Source organism: Intestinibacillus sp. NTUH-41-i26, from assembly GCF_032769475.1.
In the GTDB taxonomy this organism is placed as follows: Bacteria; Bacillota; Clostridia; order Oscillospirales; family Butyricicoccaceae; genus Agathobaculum; species Agathobaculum ammoniilyticum.
Genome location: NZ_CP136477.1, coordinates 2490202 through 2516030, shown reverse-complemented (window position 1 = coordinate 2516030; position 25829 = coordinate 2490202). Strand labels below are relative to the sequence as shown.

41 protein-coding genes are annotated in these 25829 nt (G+C 49.6%); 33 read left to right on the top strand and 8 right to left on the bottom strand.

What is annotated here, in order from left to right:
• Positions 1-126 precede the first annotated feature (126 nt).
• The gene (locus RX717_RS13000; protein WP_316960384.1) at positions 127-4950 is read left to right on the top strand and encodes a hypothetical protein; all 4824 of its coding nucleotides are present in this window, start codon (positions 127-129) and stop codon (positions 4948-4950) included.
• Positions 4951-5055: 105 nt separating this feature from the next.
• Here the strand turns inward: RX717_RS13000 and RX717_RS12995 are convergent, their stop codons facing one another.
• The 4 genes from RX717_RS12995 to RX717_RS12980 form a co-directional block, all read right to left on the bottom strand.
• On the bottom strand, positions 5056-5400 hold the full coding sequence (locus RX717_RS12995; protein ID WP_159068174.1) for a hypothetical protein: 345 nt from the start codon (positions 5398-5400) through the stop codon (positions 5056-5058).
• Positions 5401-5585: 185 nt separating this feature from the next.
• Positions 5586-6686, bottom strand: a complete 1101-nt coding sequence (locus RX717_RS12990) for a tyrosine-type recombinase/integrase (protein WP_316960383.1) — start codon at positions 6684-6686, stop codon at positions 5586-5588.
• A gap of 107 nt (positions 6687-6793) precedes the next feature.
• The gene (locus RX717_RS12985) at positions 6794-7684 is read right to left on the bottom strand and encodes a P63C domain-containing protein (RefSeq protein WP_316960382.1); all 891 of its coding nucleotides are present in this window, start codon (positions 7682-7684) and stop codon (positions 6794-6796) included.
• 715 nt (positions 7685-8399) lie between these two features.
• A complete protein-coding gene (locus RX717_RS12980; RefSeq protein ID WP_316960381.1) occupies positions 8400-9149 on the bottom strand; it encodes a zinc ribbon domain-containing protein in 750 nt (249 codons plus the stop codon).
• A gap of 302 nt (positions 9150-9451) precedes the next feature.
• On the opposite strand from RX717_RS12980, the gene RX717_RS12975 reads away from it, so the two are divergent.
• Positions 9452-9601, top strand: coding sequence for a hypothetical protein (locus RX717_RS12975; RefSeq protein WP_262564080.1), 150 nt, complete (start codon positions 9452-9454; stop codon positions 9599-9601).
• A 32-nt stretch (positions 9602-9633) separates the two neighbouring features.
• On the opposite strand, the gene RX717_RS12970 is transcribed toward RX717_RS12975, so the two are convergent.
• Positions 9634-9996, bottom strand: coding sequence for a helix-turn-helix domain-containing protein (locus tag RX717_RS12970; protein ID WP_316960380.1), 363 nt, complete (start codon positions 9994-9996; stop codon positions 9634-9636).
• Positions 9997-10142: 146 nt separating this feature from the next.
• Here RX717_RS12970 and RX717_RS12965 point away from each other — a divergent pair, with 146 nt between their 5' ends.
• Complete coding sequence (locus tag RX717_RS12965; protein WP_316960379.1) at positions 10143-10298, top strand: hypothetical protein; 156 nt, start codon at positions 10143-10145, stop codon at positions 10296-10298.
• 109 nt (positions 10299-10407) lie between these two features.
• On the opposite strand, the gene RX717_RS12960 is transcribed toward RX717_RS12965, so the two are convergent.
• Complete coding sequence (locus RX717_RS12960; protein WP_316960378.1) at positions 10408-11100, bottom strand: hypothetical protein; 693 nt, start codon at positions 11098-11100, stop codon at positions 10408-10410.
• A gap of 76 nt (positions 11101-11176) precedes the next feature.
• On the opposite strand from RX717_RS12960, the gene RX717_RS12955 reads away from it, so the two are divergent.
• The 4 genes from RX717_RS12955 to RX717_RS12940 all read left to right on the top strand — a co-directional run bounded on the left by RX717_RS12955 (position 11177) and on the right by RX717_RS12940 (position 12701).
• Complete coding sequence (locus RX717_RS12955; protein ID WP_316960377.1) at positions 11177-11401, top strand: hypothetical protein; 225 nt, start codon at positions 11177-11179, stop codon at positions 11399-11401.
• 301 nt (positions 11402-11702) lie between these two features.
• Positions 11703-11861: a hypothetical protein gene (locus RX717_RS12950; RefSeq protein ID WP_316960376.1), complete on the top strand. Its 159-nt coding sequence runs from the start codon at positions 11703-11705 to the stop codon at positions 11859-11861.
• Between the two features lie 181 nt (positions 11862-12042).
• Positions 12043-12321 (top strand): hypothetical protein, encoded by a 279-nt coding sequence (locus RX717_RS12945; RefSeq protein WP_316960375.1) that lies wholly within the window; start codon positions 12043-12045, stop codon positions 12319-12321.
• 83 nt (positions 12322-12404) lie between these two features.
• The gene (locus RX717_RS12940) at positions 12405-12701 is read left to right on the top strand and encodes a hypothetical protein (RefSeq protein ID WP_316960374.1); all 297 of its coding nucleotides are present in this window, start codon (positions 12405-12407) and stop codon (positions 12699-12701) included.
• Positions 12702-13161: 460 nt separating this feature from the next.
• Here RX717_RS12940 and RX717_RS12935 read toward each other — a convergent pair whose 3' ends face one another.
• Positions 13162-13731 (bottom strand): ATP-dependent Clp protease proteolytic subunit, encoded by a 570-nt coding sequence (locus tag RX717_RS12935; RefSeq protein WP_082397378.1) that lies wholly within the window; start codon positions 13729-13731, stop codon positions 13162-13164.
• A gap of 75 nt (positions 13732-13806) precedes the next feature.
• Between RX717_RS12935 and RX717_RS12930 the strand changes: the two genes are divergently transcribed.
• From RX717_RS12930 to RX717_RS12865, 14 genes are all read left to right on the top strand, one after another.
• Positions 13807-14016 (top strand): hypothetical protein, encoded by a 210-nt coding sequence (locus tag RX717_RS12930; protein ID WP_316960373.1) that lies wholly within the window; start codon positions 13807-13809, stop codon positions 14014-14016.
• Between the two features lie 33 nt (positions 14017-14049).
• Entirely contained in the window at positions 14050-14397 is a 348-nt protein-coding gene (locus RX717_RS12925; protein WP_316960372.1) for a helix-turn-helix domain-containing protein, read from the top strand.
• 267 nt (positions 14398-14664) lie between these two features.
• Complete coding sequence (locus RX717_RS12920) at positions 14665-14919, top strand: hypothetical protein (protein WP_316960371.1); 255 nt, start codon at positions 14665-14667, stop codon at positions 14917-14919.
• Positions 14916-15119 carry a hypothetical protein gene (locus RX717_RS12915; RefSeq protein ID WP_316960370.1) on the top strand — a complete coding sequence of 68 codons (204 nt, stop codon included), beginning with the start codon at positions 14916-14918 and terminating at the stop codon, positions 15117-15119. Before RX717_RS12920 ends, RX717_RS12915 begins: the two co-directional genes overlap by 4 nt.
• On the top strand, positions 15116-15262 hold the full coding sequence (locus RX717_RS12910) for a hypothetical protein (RefSeq protein WP_316960369.1): 147 nt from the start codon (positions 15116-15118) through the stop codon (positions 15260-15262). Before RX717_RS12915 ends, RX717_RS12910 begins: the two co-directional genes overlap by 4 nt.
• Before the next feature lie 100 nt (positions 15263-15362).
• Positions 15363-15467, top strand: a complete 105-nt coding sequence (locus RX717_RS12905) for a hypothetical protein (RefSeq protein ID WP_316960368.1) — start codon at positions 15363-15365, stop codon at positions 15465-15467.
• A gap of 74 nt (positions 15468-15541) precedes the next feature.
• Positions 15542-15676, top strand: a complete 135-nt coding sequence (locus RX717_RS12900) for a hypothetical protein (RefSeq protein ID WP_316960367.1) — start codon at positions 15542-15544, stop codon at positions 15674-15676.
• Positions 15657-16151, top strand: coding sequence for a siphovirus Gp157 family protein (locus RX717_RS12895; RefSeq protein WP_316960366.1), 495 nt, complete (start codon positions 15657-15659; stop codon positions 16149-16151). Before RX717_RS12900 ends, RX717_RS12895 begins: the two co-directional genes overlap by 20 nt.
• Before the next feature lie 9 nt (positions 16152-16160).
• A complete protein-coding gene (locus RX717_RS12890; RefSeq protein WP_316960365.1) occupies positions 16161-17234 on the top strand; it encodes an AAA family ATPase in 1074 nt (357 codons plus the stop codon).
• Positions 17224-17760: a hypothetical protein gene (locus RX717_RS12885; RefSeq protein WP_316960364.1), complete on the top strand. Its 537-nt coding sequence runs from the start codon at positions 17224-17226 to the stop codon at positions 17758-17760. Before RX717_RS12890 ends, RX717_RS12885 begins: the two co-directional genes overlap by 11 nt.
• Before the next feature lie 218 nt (positions 17761-17978).
• Complete coding sequence (locus tag RX717_RS12880; protein ID WP_316960363.1) at positions 17979-18383, top strand: single-stranded DNA-binding protein; 405 nt, start codon at positions 17979-17981, stop codon at positions 18381-18383.
• Between the two features lie 11 nt (positions 18384-18394).
• Positions 18395-18997, top strand: a complete 603-nt coding sequence (locus RX717_RS12875; RefSeq protein WP_316960362.1) for a hypothetical protein — start codon at positions 18395-18397, stop codon at positions 18995-18997.
• A gap of 11 nt (positions 18998-19008) precedes the next feature.
• Positions 19009-19287: a DNA gyrase gene (locus RX717_RS12870; protein ID WP_186950181.1), complete on the top strand. Its 279-nt coding sequence runs from the start codon at positions 19009-19011 to the stop codon at positions 19285-19287.
• Positions 19266-20084: a hypothetical protein gene (locus tag RX717_RS12865; protein WP_316960361.1), complete on the top strand. Its 819-nt coding sequence runs from the start codon at positions 19266-19268 to the stop codon at positions 20082-20084. The genes RX717_RS12870 and RX717_RS12865 overlap by 22 nt, the downstream gene beginning before the upstream one ends.
• A gap of 130 nt (positions 20085-20214) precedes the next feature.
• Here the strand turns inward: RX717_RS12865 and RX717_RS12860 are convergent, their stop codons facing one another.
• Entirely contained in the window at positions 20215-20373 is a 159-nt protein-coding gene (locus RX717_RS12860; protein ID WP_316960360.1) for a hypothetical protein, read from the bottom strand.
• A gap of 45 nt (positions 20374-20418) precedes the next feature.
• On the opposite strand from RX717_RS12860, the gene RX717_RS12855 reads away from it, so the two are divergent.
• The 12 genes from RX717_RS12855 to RX717_RS12800 all read left to right on the top strand — a co-directional run bounded on the left by RX717_RS12855 (position 20419) and on the right by RX717_RS12800 (position 25773).
• Positions 20419-20655 carry a hypothetical protein gene (locus RX717_RS12855; protein WP_316960359.1) on the top strand — a complete coding sequence of 79 codons (237 nt, stop codon included), beginning with the start codon at positions 20419-20421 and terminating at the stop codon, positions 20653-20655.
• Complete coding sequence (locus tag RX717_RS12850; protein WP_316960358.1) at positions 20622-21491, top strand: phosphoadenosine phosphosulfate reductase family protein; 870 nt, start codon at positions 20622-20624, stop codon at positions 21489-21491. The genes RX717_RS12855 and RX717_RS12850 overlap by 34 nt, the downstream gene beginning before the upstream one ends.
• On the top strand, positions 21488-21835 hold the full coding sequence (locus RX717_RS12845) for a hypothetical protein (protein WP_316960357.1): 348 nt from the start codon (positions 21488-21490) through the stop codon (positions 21833-21835). Before RX717_RS12850 ends, RX717_RS12845 begins: the two co-directional genes overlap by 4 nt.
• Positions 21819-22175 (top strand): hypothetical protein, encoded by a 357-nt coding sequence (locus tag RX717_RS12840; RefSeq protein WP_316960356.1) that lies wholly within the window; start codon positions 21819-21821, stop codon positions 22173-22175. The genes RX717_RS12845 and RX717_RS12840 overlap by 17 nt, the downstream gene beginning before the upstream one ends.
• Before the next feature lie 216 nt (positions 22176-22391).
• On the top strand, positions 22392-22823 hold the full coding sequence (locus tag RX717_RS12835) for a hypothetical protein (protein ID WP_316960355.1): 432 nt from the start codon (positions 22392-22394) through the stop codon (positions 22821-22823).
• 1 nt (position 22824) lies between these two features.
• Positions 22825-23004, top strand: a complete 180-nt coding sequence (locus RX717_RS12830) for a hypothetical protein (RefSeq protein ID WP_316960354.1) — start codon at positions 22825-22827, stop codon at positions 23002-23004.
• On the top strand, positions 23001-23336 hold the full coding sequence (locus RX717_RS12825; protein ID WP_316960353.1) for a hypothetical protein: 336 nt from the start codon (positions 23001-23003) through the stop codon (positions 23334-23336). Before RX717_RS12830 ends, RX717_RS12825 begins: the two co-directional genes overlap by 4 nt.
• Before the next feature lie 266 nt (positions 23337-23602).
• Positions 23603-23791 (top strand): hypothetical protein, encoded by a 189-nt coding sequence (locus RX717_RS12820; protein ID WP_316960352.1) that lies wholly within the window; start codon positions 23603-23605, stop codon positions 23789-23791.
• Positions 23792-23963: 172 nt separating this feature from the next.
• Positions 23964-24872 (top strand): hypothetical protein, encoded by a 909-nt coding sequence (locus RX717_RS12815; RefSeq protein WP_316960351.1) that lies wholly within the window; start codon positions 23964-23966, stop codon positions 24870-24872.
• Positions 24869-25024, top strand: a complete 156-nt coding sequence (locus RX717_RS12810) for a hypothetical protein (RefSeq protein ID WP_316960350.1) — start codon at positions 24869-24871, stop codon at positions 25022-25024. The genes RX717_RS12815 and RX717_RS12810 overlap by 4 nt, the downstream gene beginning before the upstream one ends.
• Positions 25021-25311 carry a hypothetical protein gene (locus RX717_RS12805; RefSeq protein ID WP_316960349.1) on the top strand — a complete coding sequence of 97 codons (291 nt, stop codon included), beginning with the start codon at positions 25021-25023 and terminating at the stop codon, positions 25309-25311. Before RX717_RS12810 ends, RX717_RS12805 begins: the two co-directional genes overlap by 4 nt.
• 153 nt (positions 25312-25464) lie before the next feature.
• Positions 25465-25773, top strand: a complete 309-nt coding sequence (locus tag RX717_RS12800) for a DUF551 domain-containing protein (RefSeq protein ID WP_316960348.1) — start codon at positions 25465-25467, stop codon at positions 25771-25773.
• The last annotated feature ends 56 nt before the right edge of the window (positions 25774-25829 follow it).

The window sequence follows — 25829 nt, the reverse complement described above, 5'->3', positions numbered from 1 at the left end:
TATTGTACATTGAAACTGAGGGGGAGCGGCACGGGCAGAACGAGCGGAGGGTTCAGCGGGGGAGGCGGAGCGATTTCCCCGCTGCCCGCGGTTCGGGGGACGACGAGGGCGCAGCGGCAGGCAGATTTGGACCAGCTGACCGCAAACAGCGTCGCATGGCATTTCGCGGACGACGCGCAGAAACAGGCGCTTTTTGAAGCGAACAACGCAATCCGTCAAAAATACAACCTTGCCTATCTGCCTGGAACTGGCGAAACCTATAATAACGCCGGCGTGAACCTCTCCGCTCCGGTCGCGGAGGAGGTGCGGACGCAGCAGAGCTATAACGCGCAAACCCCGCTTTCGGTATTAGGGCATAACACCATGGCGGGCGTTGCGGGAATCAACAGGGGATTTTACTCTACGCTTGATTTCCTGCTTCCGGATGTAATCACGCCGGAATTTGTGCAGGACAAGATTGATGCGGCAAAGCAGACGAACGAGGATATTCAGGAAAAGGTGCGCCGGTACAACTACGAGCGCGGCGGGAAAATCGGAGGCGCGATAGGCGACCTGTACCAGAGCGCGCTCGGGATGATCCCGCAGGCGGTCATCGCGGTAATGTCGGGCGGCACAAGCGCGGCGGCGCAGGGAGGCAGCACGCTGGCCGGAGCTGCGGACGACATTGTTTCCAACATCACGCGGCAGCTTACGAAGAACGCGGGATACATGAGCAGCTTTGCGTCCACGGTGGGGACGGACTACGAGAGGGCGAAAGCGGCCGGAGCATCGGACGCGGAGGCCGCGTTTTCGGCCATCCTCTCTTCGGCCGCTACCGCCGGAATAGAAACCATGGGTGGCATTGACGTTCCGCAGGGCAGCGCGTCCAGACTGCGGAATGCGCTGAATACAGCGCTTGAGGAGGGCTCCGAGGAAGTCCTGCAGGACCTGGCACAGTCGATTGTTGAGAAAGGGACGTACAGTCCGGACAAGGCATGGGCGGGAGAAAACGGCGTGTTTGATCTGGGGCGCGCGCTCCAGAATTTCGGCGCGGGCGCTATCCTTGGCGGCGGCTTTGGCGCGGTGAGAACGCCGGTGCGCCCGCAAATACAAGGCGCACAAGCCGCGATCCGGCCGAACATCCAGCAGGCACCCGTGGATGCAAGCGCGGCTCCGGTAAGGGCGGGTAAGGCGACAACGATACAAAGCCCGTACACAGGGAAAATGCCGCAGAACGCCGGCGCGGAAGCGCAGACGCGCCCGCTGCAGATCGGCAAAGCCGACGTGGAGGGCGCACAGCAGGCGATCTTTGCCAGCCAGCAGGGCGGCACGTTTGCACGGACGATGAAAAGCGTTTTGCAGAACATATTCCAGCAGAACGGCGGCGCGCGGACGGTAACGGTAAAAGGCGTGACGTTCGACGGACAGCCGTATGATGTAACATTAAATCCGAATATTGCCGGAAAAGTGGCCTCTGATCCGCGAATGACATCTGAAAAATTGGCCGTTTTCAATATGATAGATCAGTTGGTGGCAAATGGTAAATATGTCGGAAGCGGAAATTATAATAAAAACAGGTCAAAAGCAGGGGATGTCACTCGGTACGACTATTTTGAAACGCCATTAACTATCGATAATCAACCTTTTATTACAACTTTTGATGTGGAGGTTCATCGAGATAGAAACAATTTCCGAACTTATCGAGTAATAGACGAAATAGACCTGAAACAAGTGGATGCTGTACACCAGTCATTCCCTGGCAGCGGAGTCCAAACAAGTTCAGGTCTATCTGATAATAGTATATCCCAAACAAACGGAAATAGCAATACCCCCGCTGCACAAAATGACCCTATCCGTCCCATCATCCAGCCCGCGCAGGGCGTATCACCTGATTCGTCGGTGGGGGCGGCTGCGGCAAACTTTGACCCATATACCCGCATGGCAAACGAATACGGGACGATAGCGCAGGGCGAAGCGCCGCGGGCGCGCGAGGTCGATGTTCCCCAATCGACGGACGGGAGCGACCGAGTGCGCCGGTTCGCGCGCACGGCGATGGAGGCGCAGGCCACGCCGGAGCAGATGATACCGGAGTTTGAAAAGAACGTGGCAAACGGCCTGTTCTCCTACAATCCGCGCAGCGATAAGAGCAGCCTGGACGCTGCGGCGCGCACCATCGCCCAAAAAGGCTACGACGGCGCGCTGGCGCAATGGGAGGATGTAACGAGCGGGCGGCGCACGGCGGGAAAGGACGACATTGTTCTGGCGCAGGTGCTGTATTCCGAAGCGGCGGCGGCAGGCGATACGCGGCTTGCCATGCAGCTTGCGGCAGAGATCGCGGCCGAGGGAACGAGGGCAGGACAGAGCGTGCAGGCGCTCCGCCTGCTCAAGCGCACCACAAGCGAGGGGAAGCTGTACTACATCCAGAAAGCGGTCAACAACATTCAGGAGGGGCTGAACCAGAAACGGGGCGGCAAAGCGCCGCAGATCACCATTGACGAAGCGCTTGCACAAGGGCTTCTGGATGCGAAAACAGACGCAGATGCAAACGCGGCGATGGACGCGATATACAACGACGTTGCCGCACAGATACCGGCGACCCTTGGGGACCGGCTGAATGCATGGCGGTATTTTGCGATGCTGGGCAACCCGCGCACGCACATCCGAAATGTAGTCGGGAACATTGTCTATCAAATCCCGACCCGCGCCAGCAACAAGGTCAGCGCAACGCTCCAAAAGGCTTTTGTAATGGACCCGAACCAGCGCACGCGCTCCCTGACGCGGAACAGCGCGGCAAAGGAATTTGCGAAAGCGGACTATGCGGAAATGAAAGGCGTGATCTCGGGGGACGCTTATACCTCCGAAATGTCCGAGGTACAGCGCAGGCAAAAGATATTCCCCAAGCCCCTGCAGGCGGTAATGGACACGGCAAACAAAGCGCTGGACGTGGAGGATCAGATTTTCAAGCGCATGACCTACATCAACAGCATGGCCGATTTTCTGACCGCGCGCGGCATCGACCCGAGCAGGGGGAATGTGCCGGCCGATATTTTGGAGCAGGCGCGGACGCACGCAATACAGGACGCGAAGCGGGCGACCTTTCAGGACGCTTCCGCGCTGGCCGACGCGATTGCGCGCATCGAAAACAAAAACAAGGCGACCAGGCTGGCGATCGGCGGCCTGCTCCCGTTCAAGCGCACGCCGATCAATATTGCAAAGCGCGGCTTCGAGCTTTCTCCGGCTGGGTTGATAAAGGGACTGACCTATGACCTTGGGCAGGTGAGAAAGGGGACCATGACCGCGACGGATGCGATCGACCATATTTCGCAGGGGCTGACGGGTACGTCGCTGGCGCTGGTGGGTTACTTCCTTGCGTCCAACGGCCTGCTTTCCGCGAGCAGTCCGGAGAACGATAAGGAGCGCAATTTTGAGGCGGCGCAGGGCTCGCAGGAATATGCGCTGAATATCGGGCCGTATTCCTATACGATCGACTGGGCGGCCCCCGCGGCGCTCCCGATGTTTGTCGGCGCGGAATTTTACAACGCACTGACACAGAAGTACGACGACGGGGAGCAGGTGTTCAAGCAGGCGACCGATGCGCTTTCCCGTCTGTTCGAGCCGATGATCAACATGACGATGCTTTCCGGCATCAGCAGCACGATCGAAAGCGCAACCTACAGCCAGACAAACCCGCTCTTTGCGATTGCCGGAAACATAGCGCAGAACTATGCGGGGCAGGTCGTCCCGACGCTGTCCGGCCAGATCGCGCGCACGATAGACGACACGCGGCGCACGACCTATGCGGATAAAGACAACTGGGTTCCTGACAGCGTGCAGACGTTTTTGCAGCGCCAGGCGAATAAAATCCCCGGCCTGTCACAGAACCAGCCGGCGTATACGGATGTATGGGGCAGGCCGGACAAGACGGAAAACTGGGTGCTGCGGGCGTTCGAGAACTTCCTTTCGCCTGGGTACATCGGGAACAGGTCCGCTTCCGGCGCAGAAAACGCGCTGCGGGAACTGTACAATGCGACAGGGGATTCCGCAGTGCTGCCGAGCAAGCCGCAAAAGAGCTATAAGGTCAATGGCGAGGAGCATAATTTTACTGCCGAACAGTGGCTGAAATATTCCAACCGTCGGGGACAGGCATCATTCGATATGTTGAACAAGATTGTTGATACGGATGCATACCAGAATATGAGCAATCAGGATAAAAAGGATCTGGTATCGAAAGTATATGACTATGCCGATGCGATGGGCAGGATGGATACGATCGACGGCTATCAGCTTGAGGGCTGGATCGCAGGCGCGAAAGATGCGGAGCAGAATGGCGTGCCATCATGGGCGTATACCCTTTACCAAACGCAAAAATCTATTTCGGACGCAAAGGCAGAAACCGACAAGAGTATCAAAAAATATGACTATATGACGGATATTGTCAGCGAGATCATGTCGGACGATAATCTGAACGACAGTCAGAAGCAGAAAACCATACAGAACCTTGTGATAAACGGCATCAGCGACAATCAGGAAGAAAAGTATGCCGCAATTGCGGACAAAGTACCGGCAGCGGATTATGCGCGCGCTTATTATGAGTTCCAACGGATAGAGGACAACAATCCCGATCTGGGGGCAGGCGAACAGAATGCCCTGAAGCGTGACTACCTGATGCAGAGCGGGCTTTCCGCAGAGCAGAAACACCTGATCGATGAGAACATCATTAACGACGGGATGTATATTCCGAAAGACCTCGATGTGGACTACTCCAACCCGACGAGTTTTATCCTTACGCAAATGAGCGACGCGGCGCAGCGGAAATTCAGCCGATTCGGCATGTCCGCAGAAGATTACCGGAAGGTTTACCCGATCGCAACAGCGCAAGGGAAAAAGGCGCAGGTGATTGCAAATTTGCAGGCGGCAGGGATGACATACTCCGAGGCGGCCAGATTTTACCGGCTTGTAAAAAAGAAATAACCCTTTTCTTGACAACTCCGCTTAAGGCAGGTATACTAAACATAGAAAAGGGCGCAGCCGGTTGACGGTTACTCCCAAACTACTTGATCAAAGAATTTGACCGCTTCATTTGGACGTGAGGGCGGTCATTTTCTTTTGCATATCTGAAAAATCAGACTGGAAAATGCCACGAGCAACATAAGAAGCTGAAAAAGCTCCGAGTATGTAACCATAGCACCACCTCCCCTCTATGGGTTCGGTGGGAATAACCGCCAACCGCGGACACGGCTGCGCCTTAATCAAATTATACCAAAGAACGACAATGTACGCAAGCAGCCAATGCGGCGAGCAAGTGAAAGGGGAGGCTTCGGCCTCCCCTTTTTCGTGTTGCATTTCGTGTTGCATGACTTGGTTTTTTGGCGTTTTTGATGCTTGTTTAGAAAAATAAAAATACGTTTCAAAAACACTCAAAACCCGCGCCACGTCTTGATGAAATGAAAAAACCCGCGCAGGGCGGGCTTTTCGTAATTGGTGATCCAGCGGGGATTCGAACCCCGGACACCCTGCTTAAAAGGCATCCGTTGAAATACTCATAAACCGCTAAAGGTCTATGCTTGAAAGCGTTCATAAAAACAGGTGACACGCCAAGTGACACATTAACCGATTCGACATATTTTTCCTAAATCCTGTTGTCGTTCGAAATGCAGAATCTTTTCGGCGGCATCTGTAAACGCTTGGTCGGAAAGGTGGGTATAGATTCTGGATGTCATATCTATCGTTTTATGTCCCAATAACTCGCGTGCAACATTGATTGGAACGCCTGCGGTTTGCAAATCAGTTGCATAGGTATGTCGCATGCAATATGGCGTAAGATCGTTAGCGATCACCGAAGTTTCTGGCACAACAGCGCCGCGAAACGTTTTCGCTCCCATATTTACATCTACAGCACGACAGAATGTTTCCCACATCTGCCTCATAGATGTTTTGGTGTGAGGTTTTCCCGTAGTAGGTTGGGTAAATATATACCCTTCGCCTTGCGCAGCGCTCAGACGCGAGTACAGGACATCAGGACACGGTACACGCCGATCGCCAAAGTCGGTTTTTGAGCTATGTAACGTGATAATATGGCGGTCGAAATCGATATCCTGCCAAAGCGCTGCACGCGTTTCCGACGGTCGCGCACCGGTGTATAACATAAACAGTACCCAAAGACCTGCACGGTGCGATTCACACACCTCTAAAACGTGTTTCCTTTCATTTGTGGTGATAGCGCGGTGTGTCCCGCTTTTGGTTTCCGGTAGTTGCAGCGCTTCGGCGGGATCGTAGATTATGACACGATCAATTCTGGCCTGTTTGAATGCACCGCGAATAAGGTTTCTTAGTTTATTCGCCTGACTGCTCGAACCTCCTGCGCATCCGTTCATAATGCGCTGCAAGTCAATAGGTTTGACTTCCTTAATTCGCGTATTCCCAATCGCAGGGAAAATATAATTTCTACAGTATGCAACAAGTTGCTCATAAGTTCGAGGCGTTACAGATACGCGCTTGTATGTTTCCAAATAGTCCGAAAACCACTTCTTTACAGGCGTGTTTTCGGTTGTGGTAATCATGCCGCTTTCCAAAAGCCGTTGCTTTTCCGCGACCTTACGCCATAAATCTTTTTCATCTTTGGCGCGAACAGAATATCGCTTTCCCTCGAATGTCCAGGTATGTCGAAAATATCCGTCCGATGTGCCTGGGTCTTTTCTTTTAGCCATTGCTTTTTCCTCCCATTCTTGATAGAATAAAAGGGCAGAATCCCTGTTCAAAGTTTTCTGCCCTATGTCCCGTCTCTGTGTTGGTAGCACAGGGGCGGGATTTTTACTTAGAAATCATCAAGTTTTTCCTGACAAGGCTCACCCATTGCACGATGGAACAACCGATCAAATTCTTCCCAATTATCTGATGCTTTCATAAGAGCTATGGTTTGCTGAAGCTGGTTATCTAAATGTTTTGCGCCGGTATCTACAGTCAAAAACTGATGGTGTCGGTGCTTACGGTTTTTGCTTGTTGAATCCCTTGGATTTTTTTCTCGCAACTGCGTAAGTACACCGGCAGGAAGATATTTATATATATAGTCGTTTGTGATAGTTCCTGCATACGGAGATTTCGCTTTTCCATGGTAATCCCATCCTTTTAGTCGGAACATTTGCTTATAAAATTCGTCTGGGAATCTCTTGGTCCATGGCATCAACTCTTCGCTAATATATTTTGATAGGATTTTTTGCAATTCTGTTCGATCGCGTTCATCTTGGTAGCCAGTTACTTCGTCGATAACAGCGACGAGGCCCGTTTTCGCAAACGCGGTCATTATTACATACATTCTGTCTGCAATAGCACGTTGTGAATCTGTCATCTGGATGTTGTCATGCAAAGCGTCAACGTATGCTTTGCACAAATCTACAAAAAGCGATGCCTCGAAAGGAAGAAACTTTTTCCCTTTATCAGAAATATATTGAGGAAGCTCATTTCGGTTTGCTAAATAGAGCCACTGCTTCAATCCTTCGCTCAGATATGACGATAACCATCTGGCATTCAAATTACGCACCAGAGCGGTGCTTCCACCGCCCACGAGCCCCATTGTTCGTGACGCTCCACGCAATGATAGCACCCGTTCTCCATTATCCATCACATAACAGGCTATTTCAATTACTTCTCCAGATGAGTTTTTAACCTCCCAATTTCCGCTATGGGTTGCTTTGGGCATCCTTTCCATAGTTATAAAACCTCCTAACGGTCCCACTAATCTGCATAATAATTATAGCACATTGTTTGGGACCTGTAAATCAAATAAAAATATTTATTTGAGGTCCGCAACTTTTGAAAAAACTATTAGATATATAAAAACATATGCCCTATCTTAATGTTGAAACACTGGGGCGGGATTTTTCTTGTATTTTGTAAGCTGTTGTGTTATCCTGTGGATAAGGCGCAACCGTGCCAGCGGTTGGCGGTTATTCCCACCGAACCCATAGAGGGGAGGTGGTGCTATGGTTACATACTCGGAGCTTTTTCAGCTTCTTATGGTGCTCGTGGCATTTGCCAGTCTGATTTTTCAGATATGCAAAAGAAAATGACCGCCCTCACGTCCAAATGATAGCGGTCATTTTCTGACTTAAATCTTTGGGAATAACCGTCAACCGGTTGCGCCCTTTTTCTATGTCTATTATAACCGCTCTATGTTGATTTGTCAAATGTGCCTCTCTGTATTCTCCCAAAGTCCTGTTTTCCAGTTTCGCCCGACCTCATGCGCCACCCAATCGGCAGCGCCGCATTTTCCGCAAGGCTTGGAGTAGTCGTATTTGAATGAGCAGGTAGCTTTATCGTACCCGAGAACGAGGCATGGCGTTCCGCATTTGGAGCATATTACGATCATGCGTGGTTCGGTCATGGCGTTTGTTGAAGCCCTTTCTGAATATCTCCGTTATAAATTAGCTTTTCGGCATTTTAGCAAATCCAACAAAGGAAAGTACGGTTTGCACCACGACAAAAAGAAAATATAGCGGGAACATTAAAATGGACACTGCATAAAGAATGGCACCAGTTAGCACAAACCCTCTTTTGTTCATATACCATCCAACGATATTAAATATAGTGGCGATTACGACACATATAATATGGGGCGTAACTAACATGGCGGCAATTCCCGTTCCTAATGCCGATATGGTATCGGTAGCGGATGAAGCTTTGATGAAAAAATAGAATACTATGTAAATGGAGTATGCCAATCCAAGAATCCAAGAAACCAAAAGCATCTTTAAGCGGTCATTTGAACCGCCATCATAAGAAACACGGGTATAAGAAGATGGTATCCCGCGACTTTTGTTCAAAGCAATAATTGGAGCCTCGATTTGCTTTCTCATTCTCGCTGCATCTGATTTACTGTATGGGGCAGGCGTAATATTTTTTTCGATATATGTAACCGCTTCGCTGACTTGCTGCGGAGTATAGTCTGTACATAGACGGAAAAAGTCTGTCATTCCGATTCGTGTTTTATATACTCCATAAATCACCGCAAGATCAATCAAATCCCCCTCTTTGTCGTAATACTCATGATTTAATGGGGGTGTTATAGCTGGTCTGGAAATTTCATTAGATTCAGACGAGGCGGGCTTTGCTGGCGCACCGCAATTAGAACAAAAATTACCCTCAAATTCCGTTCCGCATTTTGAGCATTTCATCTTTTATCCTCCCTTATTGACAAAACCTGCCAATTTTGTATAATACTTTTTGGGGGAACACGATACACCCTCTGCCTGCTTCGATGGTGACGCATCGGGCAGGCTTTTTTTATTTACAATTCAAAAGTCCTGAATATTGGACTTATCTTGTTGTGTCGAGAAATAGCACTTGAAATTATTTCCTCATAGGATTAGAATAAAAACACCGAACAAATGTTCTCGAGAATGGCGCATCAGGAAGCAACCAAATGAGTACAGAGAGATAGCGTATTTGGTTGACTAAACACAAAGGAGAAACCGACATGGAAAGTATTAATTCAAGGATTGTCGTTAGCGATGCACAAAGCAGAGAAGATCAAAGAAAGATTGATGAAATAGAAAATCTTCTTAAAATAGCAAATGCAGAAGAAATTGACTTAATACTAAGATTTTCCATTCACTTGCTTAAATAAAATCACTTAGCTGCTTGAAAAAGCAGCTTTTTTTATGGCTCGTTAGCGATTTCATTCATTTTGCGTTCGAGCATTTCCCATTCCACTGGTGTCATGCGAGCTAATACGGCGATTAGCCTGCGTCGAAAGTCCGGCTCGCCTTTTAGAATATCACCCATAAACTCGGCTATTTCTTGATTCCGAGTTTTTTTTATAAGCATTTCGCCCTCTCCATTGCGGAGCCAATCCTCGTTTACGTCGAACTCTCGGCAAATAGAGGAAATCACGGCATCTAAAGGAACCCTTGTTCCATTTTCATATCCAGCAACAGTGGTTTGCTTTACTCCTATTCGTGACCCAAATTCAGTTTGATTGAGTTGCAAAGCTTTGCGCAGCTCTTTTATTCGCTCATTCATTAAGATCACCTCCTATGATAAGCAAAGTATAGCACAACTTTTAACGCGATGCAATATTTTTTTTGAAAATATTATTGACTAATATAATGCGTTGCGATATAATAACATTGCAAAGAGATTATAATGAACCGCAAGGAGGTGAAAATATGAAACCAGAAGATCGTAAGGTTGTACGCACGCTTTCCGAAGCCTTTCAAGCACTTCCTGATAATAAGAAAGAATACCTGATTGGCTTTGCGGAGGGTGTTGTAGCTGCCAAAAATCAAGAAAACGAAAAAGAAGCAGACAGACACGCATCATGAAAGGAGGTGAACGGCAACGCACATCAAAAAAATCCGCTCGCCATTATCGGACGGCGAACGGATCAGCAGATTGGAACGAACAGTAAGGATACAGTCAATCGCCGTTTTCCTACTCACTGTCAGTGTTCTGGTTTTGGGTTGGAGAATGTACAGCTTTATCCAGCTTAATAGTGATGGGCTGCTCTTGGTCACTCAAAGCATCCAGAGCATTTCTGACCATGTCGCTATCATCGATCAGCAGGTGGACAGTGTTTGCAATATCCTGCAAGAGATCGCTTCGTTTTTCATCTAATTCTATTATTTTTTGATTTTGCTTAATAAGTTGTTCGTTTTGCCTAATAACTTCCTGATATTCTGCGTTGGGAGCAAACTGAAAAATGATAGTTATGATAAGCGTTAGGATTCCTAATAGATTATCTTTGATGAAAGACTTGCTTAATGACAAGCGAGGGATTCCTGTTGTTTCATCGCTCACATCCGTAGCTTTTTGCAAGGTGTTATTTAGTGATTCGACAAATTCGTCAGAAGGCTTAAAATTCTCCTGAAAGCATTGGATTTCCTGCGCAGTTAGTTGCGATAACTGATTCAGGAGTTGGGTAAGTTGCGAAACAGTTGGATTTACAAGCTGGATGCGCTGCTGCAACATGGATTCCATGCGGCTTTGTAGCGTGCATGCACTTGCAACGATACTATTTTGCATTTGCTGATATGCCGAAAAAGATTCTTTCAGGGCTTGCAAAGAAGGGTTCTCAATAACATGTTCGCTGGGCGAACGACAATCGGTGCAAAGTTTATTATCCATGACAGTTTACCTCCCCGCTTATTGTATCACGAGGTTGGAAGGTGGACAAGGCTGCACCATGAAGGGAGGTGAAGAAATGGACGCAGAGAAGCACTTGATGGAAAAGGAAAGACTGTCCCAAGCACTGAACGGCCAGGAAAACCTTGACGGCGCGGTAACTGCCATTACTGATGCGCTGAAAAAGTACAACCTGAACCTGATGCCTGGAACAGCCTTTGATGTGATGTGCTTTACCTTAGAGACGATTCATTTGGGGAATTACGATCTAAAGGCGAGGATGCTCAAAGAGTGCGGGCTGTGATTGCGGGAACAAGCATGCGCGGTTCCCCTCGCTCCAGATTCCACTTGATAATGTGCTGATTGAAGTCGGAAGTTCTTGACATAATATCGCGCAAAGATTCCCAGGATTGTTTATCCATCTTCTTTTTGCATTGTGGGCATACAGGTGGATTTTCAACGGAACTTTTCTGGAACTCGGTATCAAAAATACAACCGCATTCGCATGAGATTGTCGCTTGAACAAACATACTTTCACCTCCCTTCTATTCCGATTTTATCACGTAAAAGGGAAGATAACAAGAAAGCGCCCGAGAGGATTTCCTATGAAAGAAAAAATCATGAACAAATCTAAATGCTGGCATAAGCACGGAAAACGCATTGGGAATGGCCTGATGTTCAGCGTTATGAAGAACAAAGAATCAAAACACAAACCGAAAATTATTCCTCTGGATACCTCAAAAGGAGGATGGACAGAGAAGTGACGTTGATAAACCTGCATTATGAAAGGAGGCGAATGGCATGATTGTTGAAATTCTCCAAACCATATCGATTATCTTGTTGGGGAGCGCGTTCTTCCATTTGTCTAAATCAGTAGAGAGCCTTTATAGCATATGTCGCATCAAGTTCGATAAACAGGACAAACACGCATCGGGAGAGAGGTGAATGAGAATAGACACAACAAATGAGTTTGTAAAGCGAGTGAATGAGGCGATCAAAAACATGGCAGCGCAGCCGCATAACCCGAGAGAGCTGGCGCATGTGTTTGTGCCTGTTCCACGCAGTATGAAAATAGGAAATTTCTGTGGTGAAATCCATTTGGACAACGCGCATATATCCATCGTGAAAGATGGCAAGGCCAGAGGAAAAGACGGAAAGGTGCTTTTTGGTGCGAGAGAGAACAACGCAGACTTGTATCTGGTATCGGGGAACATGAAAGATTAAAGCCGCCCCACGATGAGGTTATAAAGACGCTGGGGCGCGGTTCGGAAGCGAATAAACCTACAGCGTAAGCAAGGAGATAGGAAATGAACGCAAAGTACTGTTTTGAGAAAAAAGCAAAGATTTCAGTGGCATCAGACTGCTATGTAGGAACAGCTATGAACCGAAACGGGGATCTTGTTCCGGCACTTCCGCAGATCACCATAACCGCTGAATTTGATGGGGAATGGGAAAGCCCAGAAAAGCTAAATGCGGATATGAAAGACTGCATTTCTAAATTGCAGGATGCTTTCTGCAAACATTTATTATGCAGTGATCAAAAGACTTGTGAGGATAGAAACAACGACCGGAAGCAGAACGGATTTAAGAATTTCTTCAAGTAATTGTAAACGCCAAAATTCCGCATAATTGTATCCTTTGTGACTGGCGCGAAATCCGAGAAGAAAATTGAAACCGATGTTTTTATAAGTACATTCTATATATCCTAATGTATCGAGATATCGAATGCAGGCAAAGGCTTCATCACGAGATATATTTAATTTGTTCATTACATAGTCAAACGTGAATAAGCGTGTAGTTTCAGGCGGTTTCTCGGATGTTATCAATTTAAGTAACTTTCGACTTTTGCTATCAAGAATCATAGTTTTTATCCCCTTTCCGCTTTTAGTATATCACAGCGGAGAAAACCAGAAAACATAAGAGGTGAACAAATTGGAAATATCAATCAAAGGCGACCCAAAAGAAATCGCCGCCCTTGTATTGGCGGTACAAGAGCGGCAGAAACGAGACACAAGGGAAATTGAACTTGCTATAGATGGACAAAAAATTAGTCAAGATATGAGCTTATACCATTCTTGGCCACCAATGGACATCAGATTGATTGATGATAGGGGACGCGGGAGCGGCGGCTCTGGTCAACAGTCCAATCTTTGCTGCCTTGTCCGGATCGAGGATTTCAAACGCGCCATCGAGGCATTGGGCGATGTCAAAACCAGTTTGGAGCGCTTGAGTTCTCTCATTGAAGATAGAAACATATCGCTCTCGGTCGAAAGTAAGTGATTCACTGTGCTCTGACAGACGGCTATGGTCTACGGCACCGGAGTTAAAGCCCCAGTGAAAGCTATGGAGCAGGAAACGGGATCGAGGAATAGCAAGGCGTGTTTCAGCAGCAAGAAAAGGCATAACTGCAATAGATTCGACTGAACCCATGTTAATACATGTTGTCGATACAGGCAATTCACGGATGAAATTATATGCTGTAAATCCAGAATTAAGGTCACCACCCTCACTGGACAACAAGATTAAAATTTCACTTGCTTGCCCTTGACATATTGCTTGGAGTGTCACATTGCGAAACTCTTGCAACGATAATGCTGAAATTGGGCCATAAAAATGAATGACATGCTTTGACATATTTTCACCTCCCTTCCGCTTCCAGTATATCACAGCAGGGGAGGCAAGAAAACACAACAGGAGGAAAAACAAACCATGAATTTACAAAAAATCTCAAACAGCGCATTCCGCATTATTGACCTGTGCCATCAGATCGCATCGGGAGAATACAGCAAGAAAGGCGAGGCGCGCAGGGAGCGCGAGATCATACGGCTGATCGGGCAGATGCAGATTGAAGCGGAAGCGGACGAGCGGGCGCAGGACTATCTGGATGAAAAGTACAGACAGGGTGGCGACGGTGAATGACAATCCGCCTATACTCATAGTCAGGAGAATGAAATGACGATCGACGAAAAAGTAGAGGCATTCCGAATGCGTCTTGAAGGAAACACAATACAGGAAATTGCAAATCGTTTTGGTGTATCAAAGCAATACATTTCCGAGGAATTGAGAACTGAGAGAATAAGGAGTAACGAAAAGATTGTAAATGCATGCATTTATCCAAATATAAGAAAATTCCTTGTTCAAGAACGATTAACATGTCGTGGCTTTTCTAACGAATTTGGGATTTCCTATGCAACACTTTACCAAATACTAACAGGGAAAGCAGAACCTCGAAAGAAAACCATCGACCGAATACTTAAATATACCGGTCTGACGTATGAAGAGGCGTTTTCCAAAGATTAAAAATGCCCCGCCGGATGGGTAGGAACATCCGACAGGGCGTGACACCACGTAATACGGCTACGAGGTATCGAGGACATTATACCATATCCTCCTACCTCTGGCAAGGAATGGAGGAATTTTAATGCCTAACAAAGAAAACATGACAGTCCAGGAACTAATACAAACATCGAGAAGCAATACATCACTAATTAAACAAGTGGTTGCGGCGCACCTTGGAATACGAGAGGACGAGGTGGAGCTTACAAAGCTGAAAGGGGATGAACAAAGATGATGAATGAAACCATTACTTATGCGGCCGCACGACAAGAAGCAGTTAGAGACTTGGACAGAATGTATCCAGGAACGATATTTTTAACGCTGGAACAGGTTGCGAACATATATGGATATGGAAATCCACAAAAGGCCCGCAAAGCATCTGCCCTTCCGAGAGTACAGGTAGGCGGCAGAGCGAAGTATTACAAAGGCGACATTGCCAGTGATATAGCGCGTCGCCGCATCGGAAATGTGGAGGGGAAGCGGTGAAACTGTACAAGCTGTTCTGTGGCCTGTGCCTTGCCAGTGCATTCATAGCGGCGTGCGGCCAAGACAGTTTCCCAGTTGGGCTACTCGGCACGCTATGCGTTTGCAGCGTTATTTGCGGGCTGATTGGTTGGTACCTGATGGAGAAGCACGCCCAGCAGGAGGCGCAGCACGAGATAAACGAAAGGAGGAAGGGCGCGTGAATTTCGAGAAAATGCGTGAGCTGAGACGCAAAACAAAGGAAAATGCAGAGACGTTCCACTCGATCGCGGACAACCAGAAGCCGGACCCGAAATACTTACAGCCGCTTGCGCGAAAGATTACGGTGATGGAAAGTGTACGGTAGGAAATACAAGATTATCTACCCCGCGCTTGAAGCGTGGATGCGGGCGAACCGCGTTTCTATCAGTCGGCTGGCTGAGATGTCAGGTGTAAGTGAAACGACAATGCAGAACTATGTATACGGCCGGCACGAACCGCGCCTGTTGCTTTGCAGGCAGCTGGTAGAAATAACAGGGATACCGTTTGAAGAACTGTTCAATGAAAAGTGAAAGCCGCTCCCCAGCGTCAACTGGGAAAGCGGCAAAGACAATAACACACTTATAGAATAACACGAGGAACGAAAATGTCAAGAGATACATTAACCGGCTGTCTGGAAAGACGGCTGGAACCGATGGAGCAGGACGATCGTGGAGAACCGGACATAGACGCGATTTATCAGAAATGGAGCGATGAAAAATATGAGTACGAATTTATATGAGCTGACCACGCAGTTTCAGGCGGCAATGGATGCGCTGCGGGTGGACGAAGAAACCGGCGAAGTAGTGGGCTTTGAGGCCGTGGATACGCTGGACGCGGCGTTCGAGGACAAAGCGGAAGCCTATGCGGTGGCTATTAAGAGCCTGCTGGCGCAGGCAAAAGCGATCCATGATGAGATGGATAACCTCAAGACGCGCGAAGCGGCGGCGAAGAGACGTGCGGAAAGCCTGAAAAATCATCTGGCGCAGAGCATGGCGGCGGTGGGCAAGGATAAGATAGAAACCTCGAGGGCGGCACTTTCTTTCCGCAAGAGTACGGCTGTAAACATTTTAAGTGATGTTGAGATACCGGACGACCTGTGCAAGGTCAAGATAGACCGCCAGCCGGACAAGGCCGCAATAAAGAAATTGCTGCAGGCAGGGGAGCTGGTGCCAGGTGCGGAACTGGTGGAAAACAGAAATTTGCAGATCAAGTGAGGGTAACCTATGAGTATGTTTGTAAAAGCAGTACGCAAAAAAGCAAAGCTGCGCATGGCGCTTACGGGCGTTTCGGGTTCTGGAAAGACGCTGGGCGCGCTGTACATTGCCTATGGCATGACAAAGGACTGGGGCAAAATCGCGGTATTGGATACCGAGCATGACCGCGCGCTGTTTTATGCAAACCGTGAGGATTTAGGGACAGGCGAGTTTTTACACTGCACAATGAACCCGCCTTATTCCCCCGAACGGTACAAAGCGCTTGTGGCGGACGCGGCAAGCGTGGTTGGCACGGACGGTGTGGTGATCGTGGACAGCTTTTCCCACGCATGGAGTAACGAGGGCGGCGTGTTGGAACTCAAGGACAAGATCGCCAGCCGCCCAGGCAAGACAAGCTACACCGCATGGGCAGAGGCGGGAAAGGCGCAGAACAATCTTGTAAACACCATTCTCGCGTCAGATTGCCATGTTATTGTGACGCTGCGCTCCAAGATGGAATATGCCCTTGAAGAGAACGAACGGGGGAAGCAGGTGCCGGTCAAGCTGGGGCTTGCGCCGGTGCAGCGCGACGATACAGAGTACGAGTTTGATATTGTGCTGAATATCGACCGAGCCCACACCGCGACAGCGAGTAAGGACACTACCTTTTTGGACGGATACGGCGAGATCATCACCCCAGCGCTCGGCGAAAAGCTGGCGGCATGGCTGGACGAGGGAGAAGCGCCGGAAATCTGCGAGGAGTGCGGAAAAGCAATCCGAGCAACCGAAAAAAACAGTGTGGAAAGTATCATAGAGGGTACGAAGAAAAATACAGGAAAGCAAATGTGCATGGCGTGTTATAAAAAGTGGCATGACGAACACAAGCCACAGCAGACCAAAGCAGAAACCGCGCTTGCAGCGGCACGGGAAAAGGCTGAGGAAGTGCAGAAAATTATTCATCAGATTTGCGCCGGTGATGATGCGATGGCGAAGGATATGTGGGAAAAACAGTATGCGCAGGACGCGGGCGACATCGTAAAGATGAATGCGGCGCTGATCGAGCTGACCGAAAAGCTGGAAAGGATGAACGCGCTTGACGCATGAATTTGACCGCGCCGAGGTGCGGCGGGATGAGCGCGGCGTGTGGCTGTGCCTGCGGGTGAAAAATCCGTGGATGGCACGGAAGCAAATCGGTCTTATGAAGGCTGGCAAGTGGTTTATCGCCGAGATCAAGCGGAAAATCGAACGGCGCAGCTCGAAAGCGAATCGTTATTTCTGGAAACTTTGCGGCATGCTGGCTGCGGTGTCCGGCGTTAGAAAGGAGGATATTTACCGCAGTTACATCATAGAAATCGGAGATAATTCCCGCTTTGTTCCGTACATTGACGAAGCGCAAAGAAAGCTGATATGGACGCTGTGGGAATCACAGGGGCTTGGCTGGGTCGTGGAGGACGCGGGGCAAAACCTGCTGTGCTGCTACTACGGCTCCTCTACTTACGACACCCGCCAGATGGGGCGGTTGATTGATCTGGTCGTGCAGGACTGCAAAGACCAGGACATTGAGACCGCGCCGCCAGGGGATATCCTGCGATGGGTAAACGACTGGAAGCCGGAGGCGAGAACGGTATGAGACGTGAAACACGTTTTACATCGGTACAGCTTCGTTCCGCGCTCCCACGGCGGCTTAGGACGGGAAATGAACCTTGTTATGCTGTGCGCGGACTGCCACCGGCGATTTGACCAGAGTGCAGAGCGGGAGGAAATACGCGGGGAACTGCGGGAATACCTGCAAGGGCTATATCCGGATTGGAACGAGGCTGATTTGAAATATCGAAAGGATTTGGACAGATGTTGAATTGCATTATCATTCAAGGCCGGTTAAAGGATGGTGTGGAGCTGCGCTACACGCAGAGCAACACGGCGGTATGCAGCGCGGTATTGGCTGTGCAGCGCAGCAGGAAAGCATCAAACGGCGAATATCCGGTAGACTGGATAGACGTGGTGTTCTGGGGGAAGACGGCAGAGCATGTACATCAATGGTTCCATAAGGGCGATATGGCGGTCGTGCGCGGCCGGCTGGAAAGCCGCGACTGGGAGGACAGGAACGGCAACAGGCGGCGTTCATGGGAAGTACAGGCAGAGAGCATCGACTTTGCCGGCGGGAGCAAAAAGGACGCTGCGCAAAAGCAGGCACCGAACGTCGATTCGGACTTCTACGAGCCGGAGGACGACGATAGCGACTGTCCTTTTTAGAGGTGATCGGTATGGGTTATTCGCATGGTGTTAAGTGGAACGAAAACAAGATAAAGAGTGGTATACAAGAAGTTATGATCACTCTCGGTATATCACACTTTCCAACTATGGAAGATATGGATCTCGTAACTGGTGATTTCGGTTTGAGTAACAAGATCGCGAAAACGGGCGGTATAAAGGAATGGTCGAAACGGCTTGCTATCCCGTTACGATCAGGAAGCACACAAACAGGGTGGATCGGTGAAGAGTATGCAAAGAGCGCGCTGGAGACAAATGGTTTCAGCGTTGAAAAGATGCCTACACGACACCCGTTCGATCTTCTGATAGATGATGTTGCAAGGATCGATGTAAAGTTTTCTAACGGCTATTTATCAAAAGATGGGTATTATATGTACCCGTTTAGGCTTGAAAAGAAGATGCCGTCCTGCGACTTCTATTTCCTGATAGCAAATACAGAGATGGATAAAACAATTTATATCGTCCCCTCGCTATTAACGCATCAAGTTCAGATATGCTTGGGAAAAAATTCAATGAAATATGAAAAGTATATTGACAGGTACGACTTGATACACTCTTACTGCAGCGCCATGAAAAATTGGGAAAGCTCGATTTAGGAGGTGGCAGCATGAGCATTACAGAGGAGACGCGCCGCGAGGGGCATGAAGCAATAGACAAGGCAAAGCGGCAGGCAATGATACTGGGCTGCCTGCACGGCCGGCAGATGACCGCGCGACAGATCGCGTATGAGCTGGGCTTTTCCGATCTGAACGCGGTAAAACCAAGGCTCACCGAGCTGCGCAAGGCGGGCAGGGTAAAGGCGGTGGGCAAACAGAAAGACCCGCTCACGGGCGTTTCCGTGGCGGTGTATGAGGTGGTGGAAAGGTGCTGGAAAACGGTTACATAAAGCTGCACCGTTCGCTTGCGAATTGGCGGTGGTACAAAGAGCCGAAAACCCTCCTGCTTTGGATTAACCTTTTGCTGAATGCGAACTATGAGCCGCGCGATATGGGAGAAAAGACGATAGAGCGTGGCCAGATCGCAACCTCCCTTGCCGGTTTGGCAGAGCAGACCGGCCTTAGCGTGAAAGAGGTTCGGACGAGCCTGGACCGGCTGAAAAAAACCGGAGAGATCGCTGTTTGGAGCAACCGGCACATGACCGTTATCACCGTCAACGAATACGAACGGTATCAATCGGACGGGGCAAACCAAGGGCAGACCGATGGCAAACAAATGGCAGACAAAGGACAGACAGATGACAGACCGCGGGCAGACAGCGGGCAGACCGAGGGCACTCAAAGGGCAACAATGAAAGAAAGAAAAGAAAGAGAAGAAAGCAAGAAAGCTAAGAAAGAGGGCGCGCCTGAACTCTCCGAACGCTTTTCGGAACCTGTTGCCGAAACTGTCCGTGAATGGCTGGCGTACAAGCAGGAACGCCGAGAGGCATACAAGCCGGTCGGCCTGAAAAGCCTGCTTGCGGAGATAGAGAACCAGGTCAGGGCGCACGGAGAACAGGCGGTGTGCGATGTGATACGCCTGAGCATGGCAAACAACTGGCGCGGGATCGTCTGGGACAGGATTGAGAACGGCGGCAGGAAGCCCGCGGCACAGGGGATATCCGGACAGCAGTTGTCAGAATGGGAAACGCAGTGGCGCGATCGGGTGAAGCAGCAGCTTGAGGCAAGGAGGGGCGCAGGTGGTTAAATTTGCGATGCTTGCTGCGATTTCGTCGGAACGGAACTTGAGTGAATGGCGATTGCGGGCGCGTAGACGGCGCACAGCGCGTTTTTGCGGGCGTGGGAATGGAATTATATACCTGCCGAGAGAAAAAGGCTTAGAGCGAAAATTGGAGCGAAATGGAGAAGCGGTGGGAAATGGTTAAATTCACGATACGCGGCACGCTGCCGGGGCTGAATGAACTGATCGAAGCGGAGCGCAGCCACAAGCAGATGGGCGCGAAGCTGAAAAGCAGTGCGAGGCCGTCGTGCTGCATGCGGCAAGGAGCCTCGGGAAGTGGAGGGCGGACGGTCCGGTACGCATGGTTTACCGCTGGTATGAGCCGAACCGCCGGCGGGACAAGGACAATGTGTGCGCGTTCGGCCGGAAGGTGATACAGGACGCGCTCGTCAGGGGGAAATACCTGCGGAACGATGGGTGGAAAGAGATCGCGGGGTTTGAGGATGTGTTCGAGGTGGATGCGAAACGCCCACGGATCGAAGTGGAGATATATGAGGAAAAAGGATGGACAAAGAACAGAAAGCCATTGAGCGGCTGAAACTGGCAGCGGAAATGAGCGAAACCTACTACGGCAAACCACTGATCGTAACCACCAGTGGGGGTAAGGATTCGGATGTGTGCATCGCGCTCGCACTGGCGGCAGGGATCAACTTTGAAGTGCAGCACAACCACACCACCGCGGACGCGCCGGAGACCGTGTACCATGTGCGGGACACGTTCCGGCGGCTGGAAGCCAAAGGAATCAAATGCACGGTAAACTGGCCGACGTACAAAGGTGCGTCGGTGACGATGTGGAGCCTGATCCCGCAGAAGCTCGTGCCGCCGACACGCCTGATGCGCTACTGCTGCTCGGTGCTGAAAGAGGGCGGCGGGGCTGGCCGCATGATTACAACCGGCGTGCGGTGGGCGGAAAGCGCCAGCCGACGAAATAAGCGCGGCATTTACGAAAGTCTGCCGCACGATCTCAGTAAGAAAATCATTATCAACAATGACAATGATGATAAACGTCAGTTGTTTGAAAACTGCAGATTGCAGGCAAAACGCATCTGCAATCCAATAGTGGATTGGACGGATAATGACGTTTGGGATTACATCCGGAGCGAGCACATCGAGACGAATCCGCTGTATGCGTGTGGATTTGACCGCGTTGGCTGTGTCGGCTGCCCGATGGCGGGGAGAAAAGGCAGGCAGTTTGAGTTTACGCGATACCCGACATTTGAAAGGGCGTATATCCGCGCGTTTGGAAAGATGCTGGAAGAACGCACCGCACGCGGATTGCCGTGCGATTGGCAAACCGGAACCGACGTTTTCCACTGGTGGATGGAGGACGGGGTGCTGTCGGGGCAGATTGGATTTGAGGAGGAACAGGAATGACGCAGGAAGAAGCGGCAATAAAGAGTTGCGAGGATAGGATAAAACGCCTTGAAAACGCACCTGTACACTATTACGGGAAAAGACGAAGGGAGAGAGCTATTGAGCTTGAACGGGTAAAAATCGACGCTCTCACCCCGCCCACGCAGGAGCAGGTGGAGAAGGTGTGGAGGGGGGAGTGGATGCCGGTGGGAGATGACGCATTTTATAGCAAGTGTTCGAAATGCGGTAAGATGGCTGTTGGAAAACGTTTGTTTTGCCCGAACTGCGGCGCACCCATGACGGACGAGGCCGTGGAGATGGTGATGGAGAGGATGGAGGCGCTGAAAGATGGCAAGACCGATTGATGCGGATGTTCTGAAAGAAGCGTTGTTGGGAGCGATTAAGGATGCGCCGTTATACATTCAGGCAACCGTAGAACAGTATATTGACGAAGCGCCAATCCTCACCCCGCCGAACGAGCCGTTGACGCTGGAGGAACTGCGGGAGATGGACGGGGAGCCGGCATATCTAAAAGTCTTTGATCCACGGATTGAGAGTGGATGGCATATTATCAAAACTGTCACAGAGGACAAAATCATTTTCAGAGGGTGGCATACGGTATATGTGCCTATTAGTGGTATGGGCGTAGACTACAACCTATACCGCCGCCCGCCGGAGGGAGGGGAGGCCACCAATGGGACTTAATTTGTGTGATCGGTGTGCTGCGGATTGCAGGCACGAAAGAAACCCGAACGAGATCGTTGTTAAGTGTGGGGCATACAAGCCGCCTATGACCAACGCCGACCGCATCCGGTCTATGAGCGATGAGGAACTTGCGCAATTTATTTTCGAACTCTATGAGCAACCATTAGAGGATGGATATTTGCAATGGCTCCAGCAGCCAGCAAAGGAGGACACCTGATGGACAACGAAAAGCTGATTGAGCAGATGAAATGGTGGGCAGAAGAATGTGACCGAACTAACTTTGGCTGTCAAGCAAAGAAAACACTGCGAGACGCCGCCACCGCCCTCTCCACGCTCCAGGCCGAAAACGAGAGGTTGCGGGCTGAGCTGGAGAGATGCAAAGAAAAGAACGCTGGTCTTGCCTTGGCCTTGCTTACCGAGTGCGCGCCAAATCCAGACTGTTTGGGTAATGATGAGTGGAGAGTGATTAGGGCCGAGCTGGAGCGGGTGAAACGGACCCTCGCTATGATGTGGTTCGCATACGTCAACAGCGACAAGGAAGACCCGCACAATTACGAGACAGAAGCCTTGGAAGAAGCAGAACGCCTATTGGGGCCGTGGAAAGAGTGTATGCCGAAGTATTTAAGGCGCGGCCAGAAGGAGGGCTAACATGGAAAAGTTGACGGAGAAATTAAGGTATGTACTGGAAGATTGTATTGATTGTATCAGCCCTATCCAACAAGAGGTGATAAACAAAGCTGTTGACCGCCTTGCTGCTTATGAGAAAACGGGGATGGAGCCGGAGGAGATCATCGAGCTGAAAGGCAGGATGGAGGGGCTTGAAAAGTGAACAAGTGCAGTCTGTTTGATATGGACTTTGCAAAAATCATTGAAGATGCCTTTGGAGTATCAGTTGACCGCCTCCGCGAACTGGCACAGGCAGACAGACTTCTTGGAAAAAAAGTGTATGAGCCAAACAAGCGGGGGGGGGTTGTTTCCACATACGAGGTTATTTCAGTCCATATTTCTTATTGCTCTGTCTTGGTAGGGTGGAATTTGATTGATGGAATTTATTCCAATCTGAATGGATTTGAAATTTCCGCACTGGGAAAATCCGTCTTTCTGACCCGCGAAGAGGCCGAGGCCGCACTACGGAGGGAACGGAATGGCAACAGGATTTAGCACTAAGAGTGGGCCTGATGGATACCGCCTAAATTTCGACACCGACAATCTAGACTACTATTTGCTGATGCAGAAAATAGCCAGACATTGTGTTGATGGGAAACCCGCCGCCGCCGTTGCGGAGGTGGTACGCTGTAAGGATTGCGTTTGGCGTGGGCGTGAGGAATGCGCTATGTTTTATTGTTGTAACTGTGGAGAACAGCATACATGGGAAACGGATAACGACTTTTGTTCTTACGGCGCTCGCATGGACAAGGAGGACGAAAATGCATGAAATCGGCGAAATACTTACATGCATAGGTATTTTTTGTTCGATTCGACACCTTATGTTATTTGGCTCTGCGCTCACCATTGCGGAATTTTGGCCGGAGGAGAAGAAAGAGGTATACATGCAATCGGTGAAGCTCTTGATATCCGTGGTTGTTCTTGGTGTCGGCCACGCGATGTGCGGATGAATGGAGGATGTTGAAATGAAGTGCATCTGTGGATACGAGCAAGACAAGCCATTTGAACAATATAAAAACTTCGTCCTGTCTGGCATGATGAGAAATATATACACAGTAGAGGCGCACAAAAATCTGTATATCTGTCCTAAATGCGGGACGGTGAAATTTGAGGAGGCCGACCATGAAGTTTCGGAGTAAGACGGGGGAATTGGTTTATAGATCAATTCTTCGGCTCCAAAAGGCGTTTTGTCGTGGAAGAGCATGCGGGCAATGCCCGATCAGGAACCATATCATTGATTGTGAAGATACGGCCGAATGCGATGTTTGGGCGGTTGAACATCCCCACGAAGCCGCCCGCCTGATGGGCTATGAGGTGGTGGAGGATGAACCATCCGGAAACTTCGGACAGTTGGAGGAGGCCAACATGAAAGAGAAATGCCCTATTTGTGATTACGATATCGAGCACTGCCAATGCCGTTTCGGTGGGTCTGCCCATCCAGACTGGAGTAAGAGGCGAGACGTGGCAAAAGACCATTTATATCTTTTTTCCAATAAACAAGTTAGGCACATCATTGAACTCGAAAGATATTGGAGAACGAGTTATTTGGACGAAGAAAAAGAGGAAATCCGAAAAGAGTTGGCGGCAGAGTATAATCCGGCTCTGCCACCTGTAGAACCAAAGGAGGCCAACATGGACAAGCAGAAGAAGCCCCGCATTTGCGAGGTGCTGGGGGTTGAAATAAACGAGCATTTCCGATTTAACGATTTTGTATTTAATTATTATCGTATAAACGAAAACGGGAAAATTGAAAATGTTAAAGGCGGATTGGTAAGCAGCGAAGAACTTTGTTGCATGATTAATAATTCTTACCGCATCATCCACAAGCCACGCTGGACGGAGCAGGAGGTGGAGAGGGCGAAAGCGATCAAGGTACTGTACCCAGAGGCAGACAAACTCGATGAATGTGACCCGCAAATTAAGGTATTGAACACCAAATTTGTTATTGCAACGCTTGATACTGCTTTGTTCCCCTCGCTCCGCCCCGGCGAAACCGTCAAGCTGGACGAGATCATCGGAGGCGTGGAATGAGAACAATAAAAGAAATAGAAGCTGAGATTGAATTTGTACGAGAAGATTTGAAAGCGCTGCGCGCGCAAGGCTCACCGACCAGCGTTGCGATGTACGACCTCTTCGAATTATTTGACGAATTAGAAGAAGCGAAAAAGGCAGGTGCGGAATGACTAACACCGAACTATACCGTCTCGCCCTTTCTACATACGGCGCAGAAGCCCAAACGCTCATGGTCATGGAAGAAATGTCCGAACTGCAAAAGGAACTGTGCAAGCACGCCAGAGGGAAAGACAATCAGCTTTCCATTGCTGAAGAAATCGCCGATGTGCTTATCATGCTCGATCAGATGATGATATTGCACGATTGCGAAAGCATTGTAGCACAGTATAAGCAGGACAAACTGGAGCGGCTGGAAAACAGAATTGGCTCCATCCACGACGGGGAGGGTGGACAGTGAAGGCGCTCGAAATGGCATTTGCCTGTTTATCCTACATAGCATTTCTGGCATTTGTCCTTCTGTTTTGCTGCCGCTTCGGTATGTGGTGGGCGTTTCTTTGGATGTGGTTTTTCCCGACTATGAGATATAAAAGTGATGAGGAGAGTGGACAGCATGAGCAATTGGATTAGCGTTAAGGAGAGACTGCCGGATACGGATGGGAAAAACACGCACGAATATGACGTACTATGCTATGTGCCGCCGCGAGAGGGATGCAGACAAAGCGGGTACTATTTAGGGAAATTGTTGGGCGTGCCCGCAGATGACGGTAGCGGGAACTTTTGGAAGGTGAAAACGGAGGCCAGCGACTGGACGCTGTGGGGATGGAGCTACTTTGAGCATCCTGTCGTTACGCACTGGATGCCGCTGCCGGAGCCGCCAGAGGAAGCATTCAAGATGTGGGAGCAGGAACAAAGTGACTGACTACTCACCTGAAATGCTTGAAATGCTCGCGCGCAGAAGAAAATATGACGAGTGGA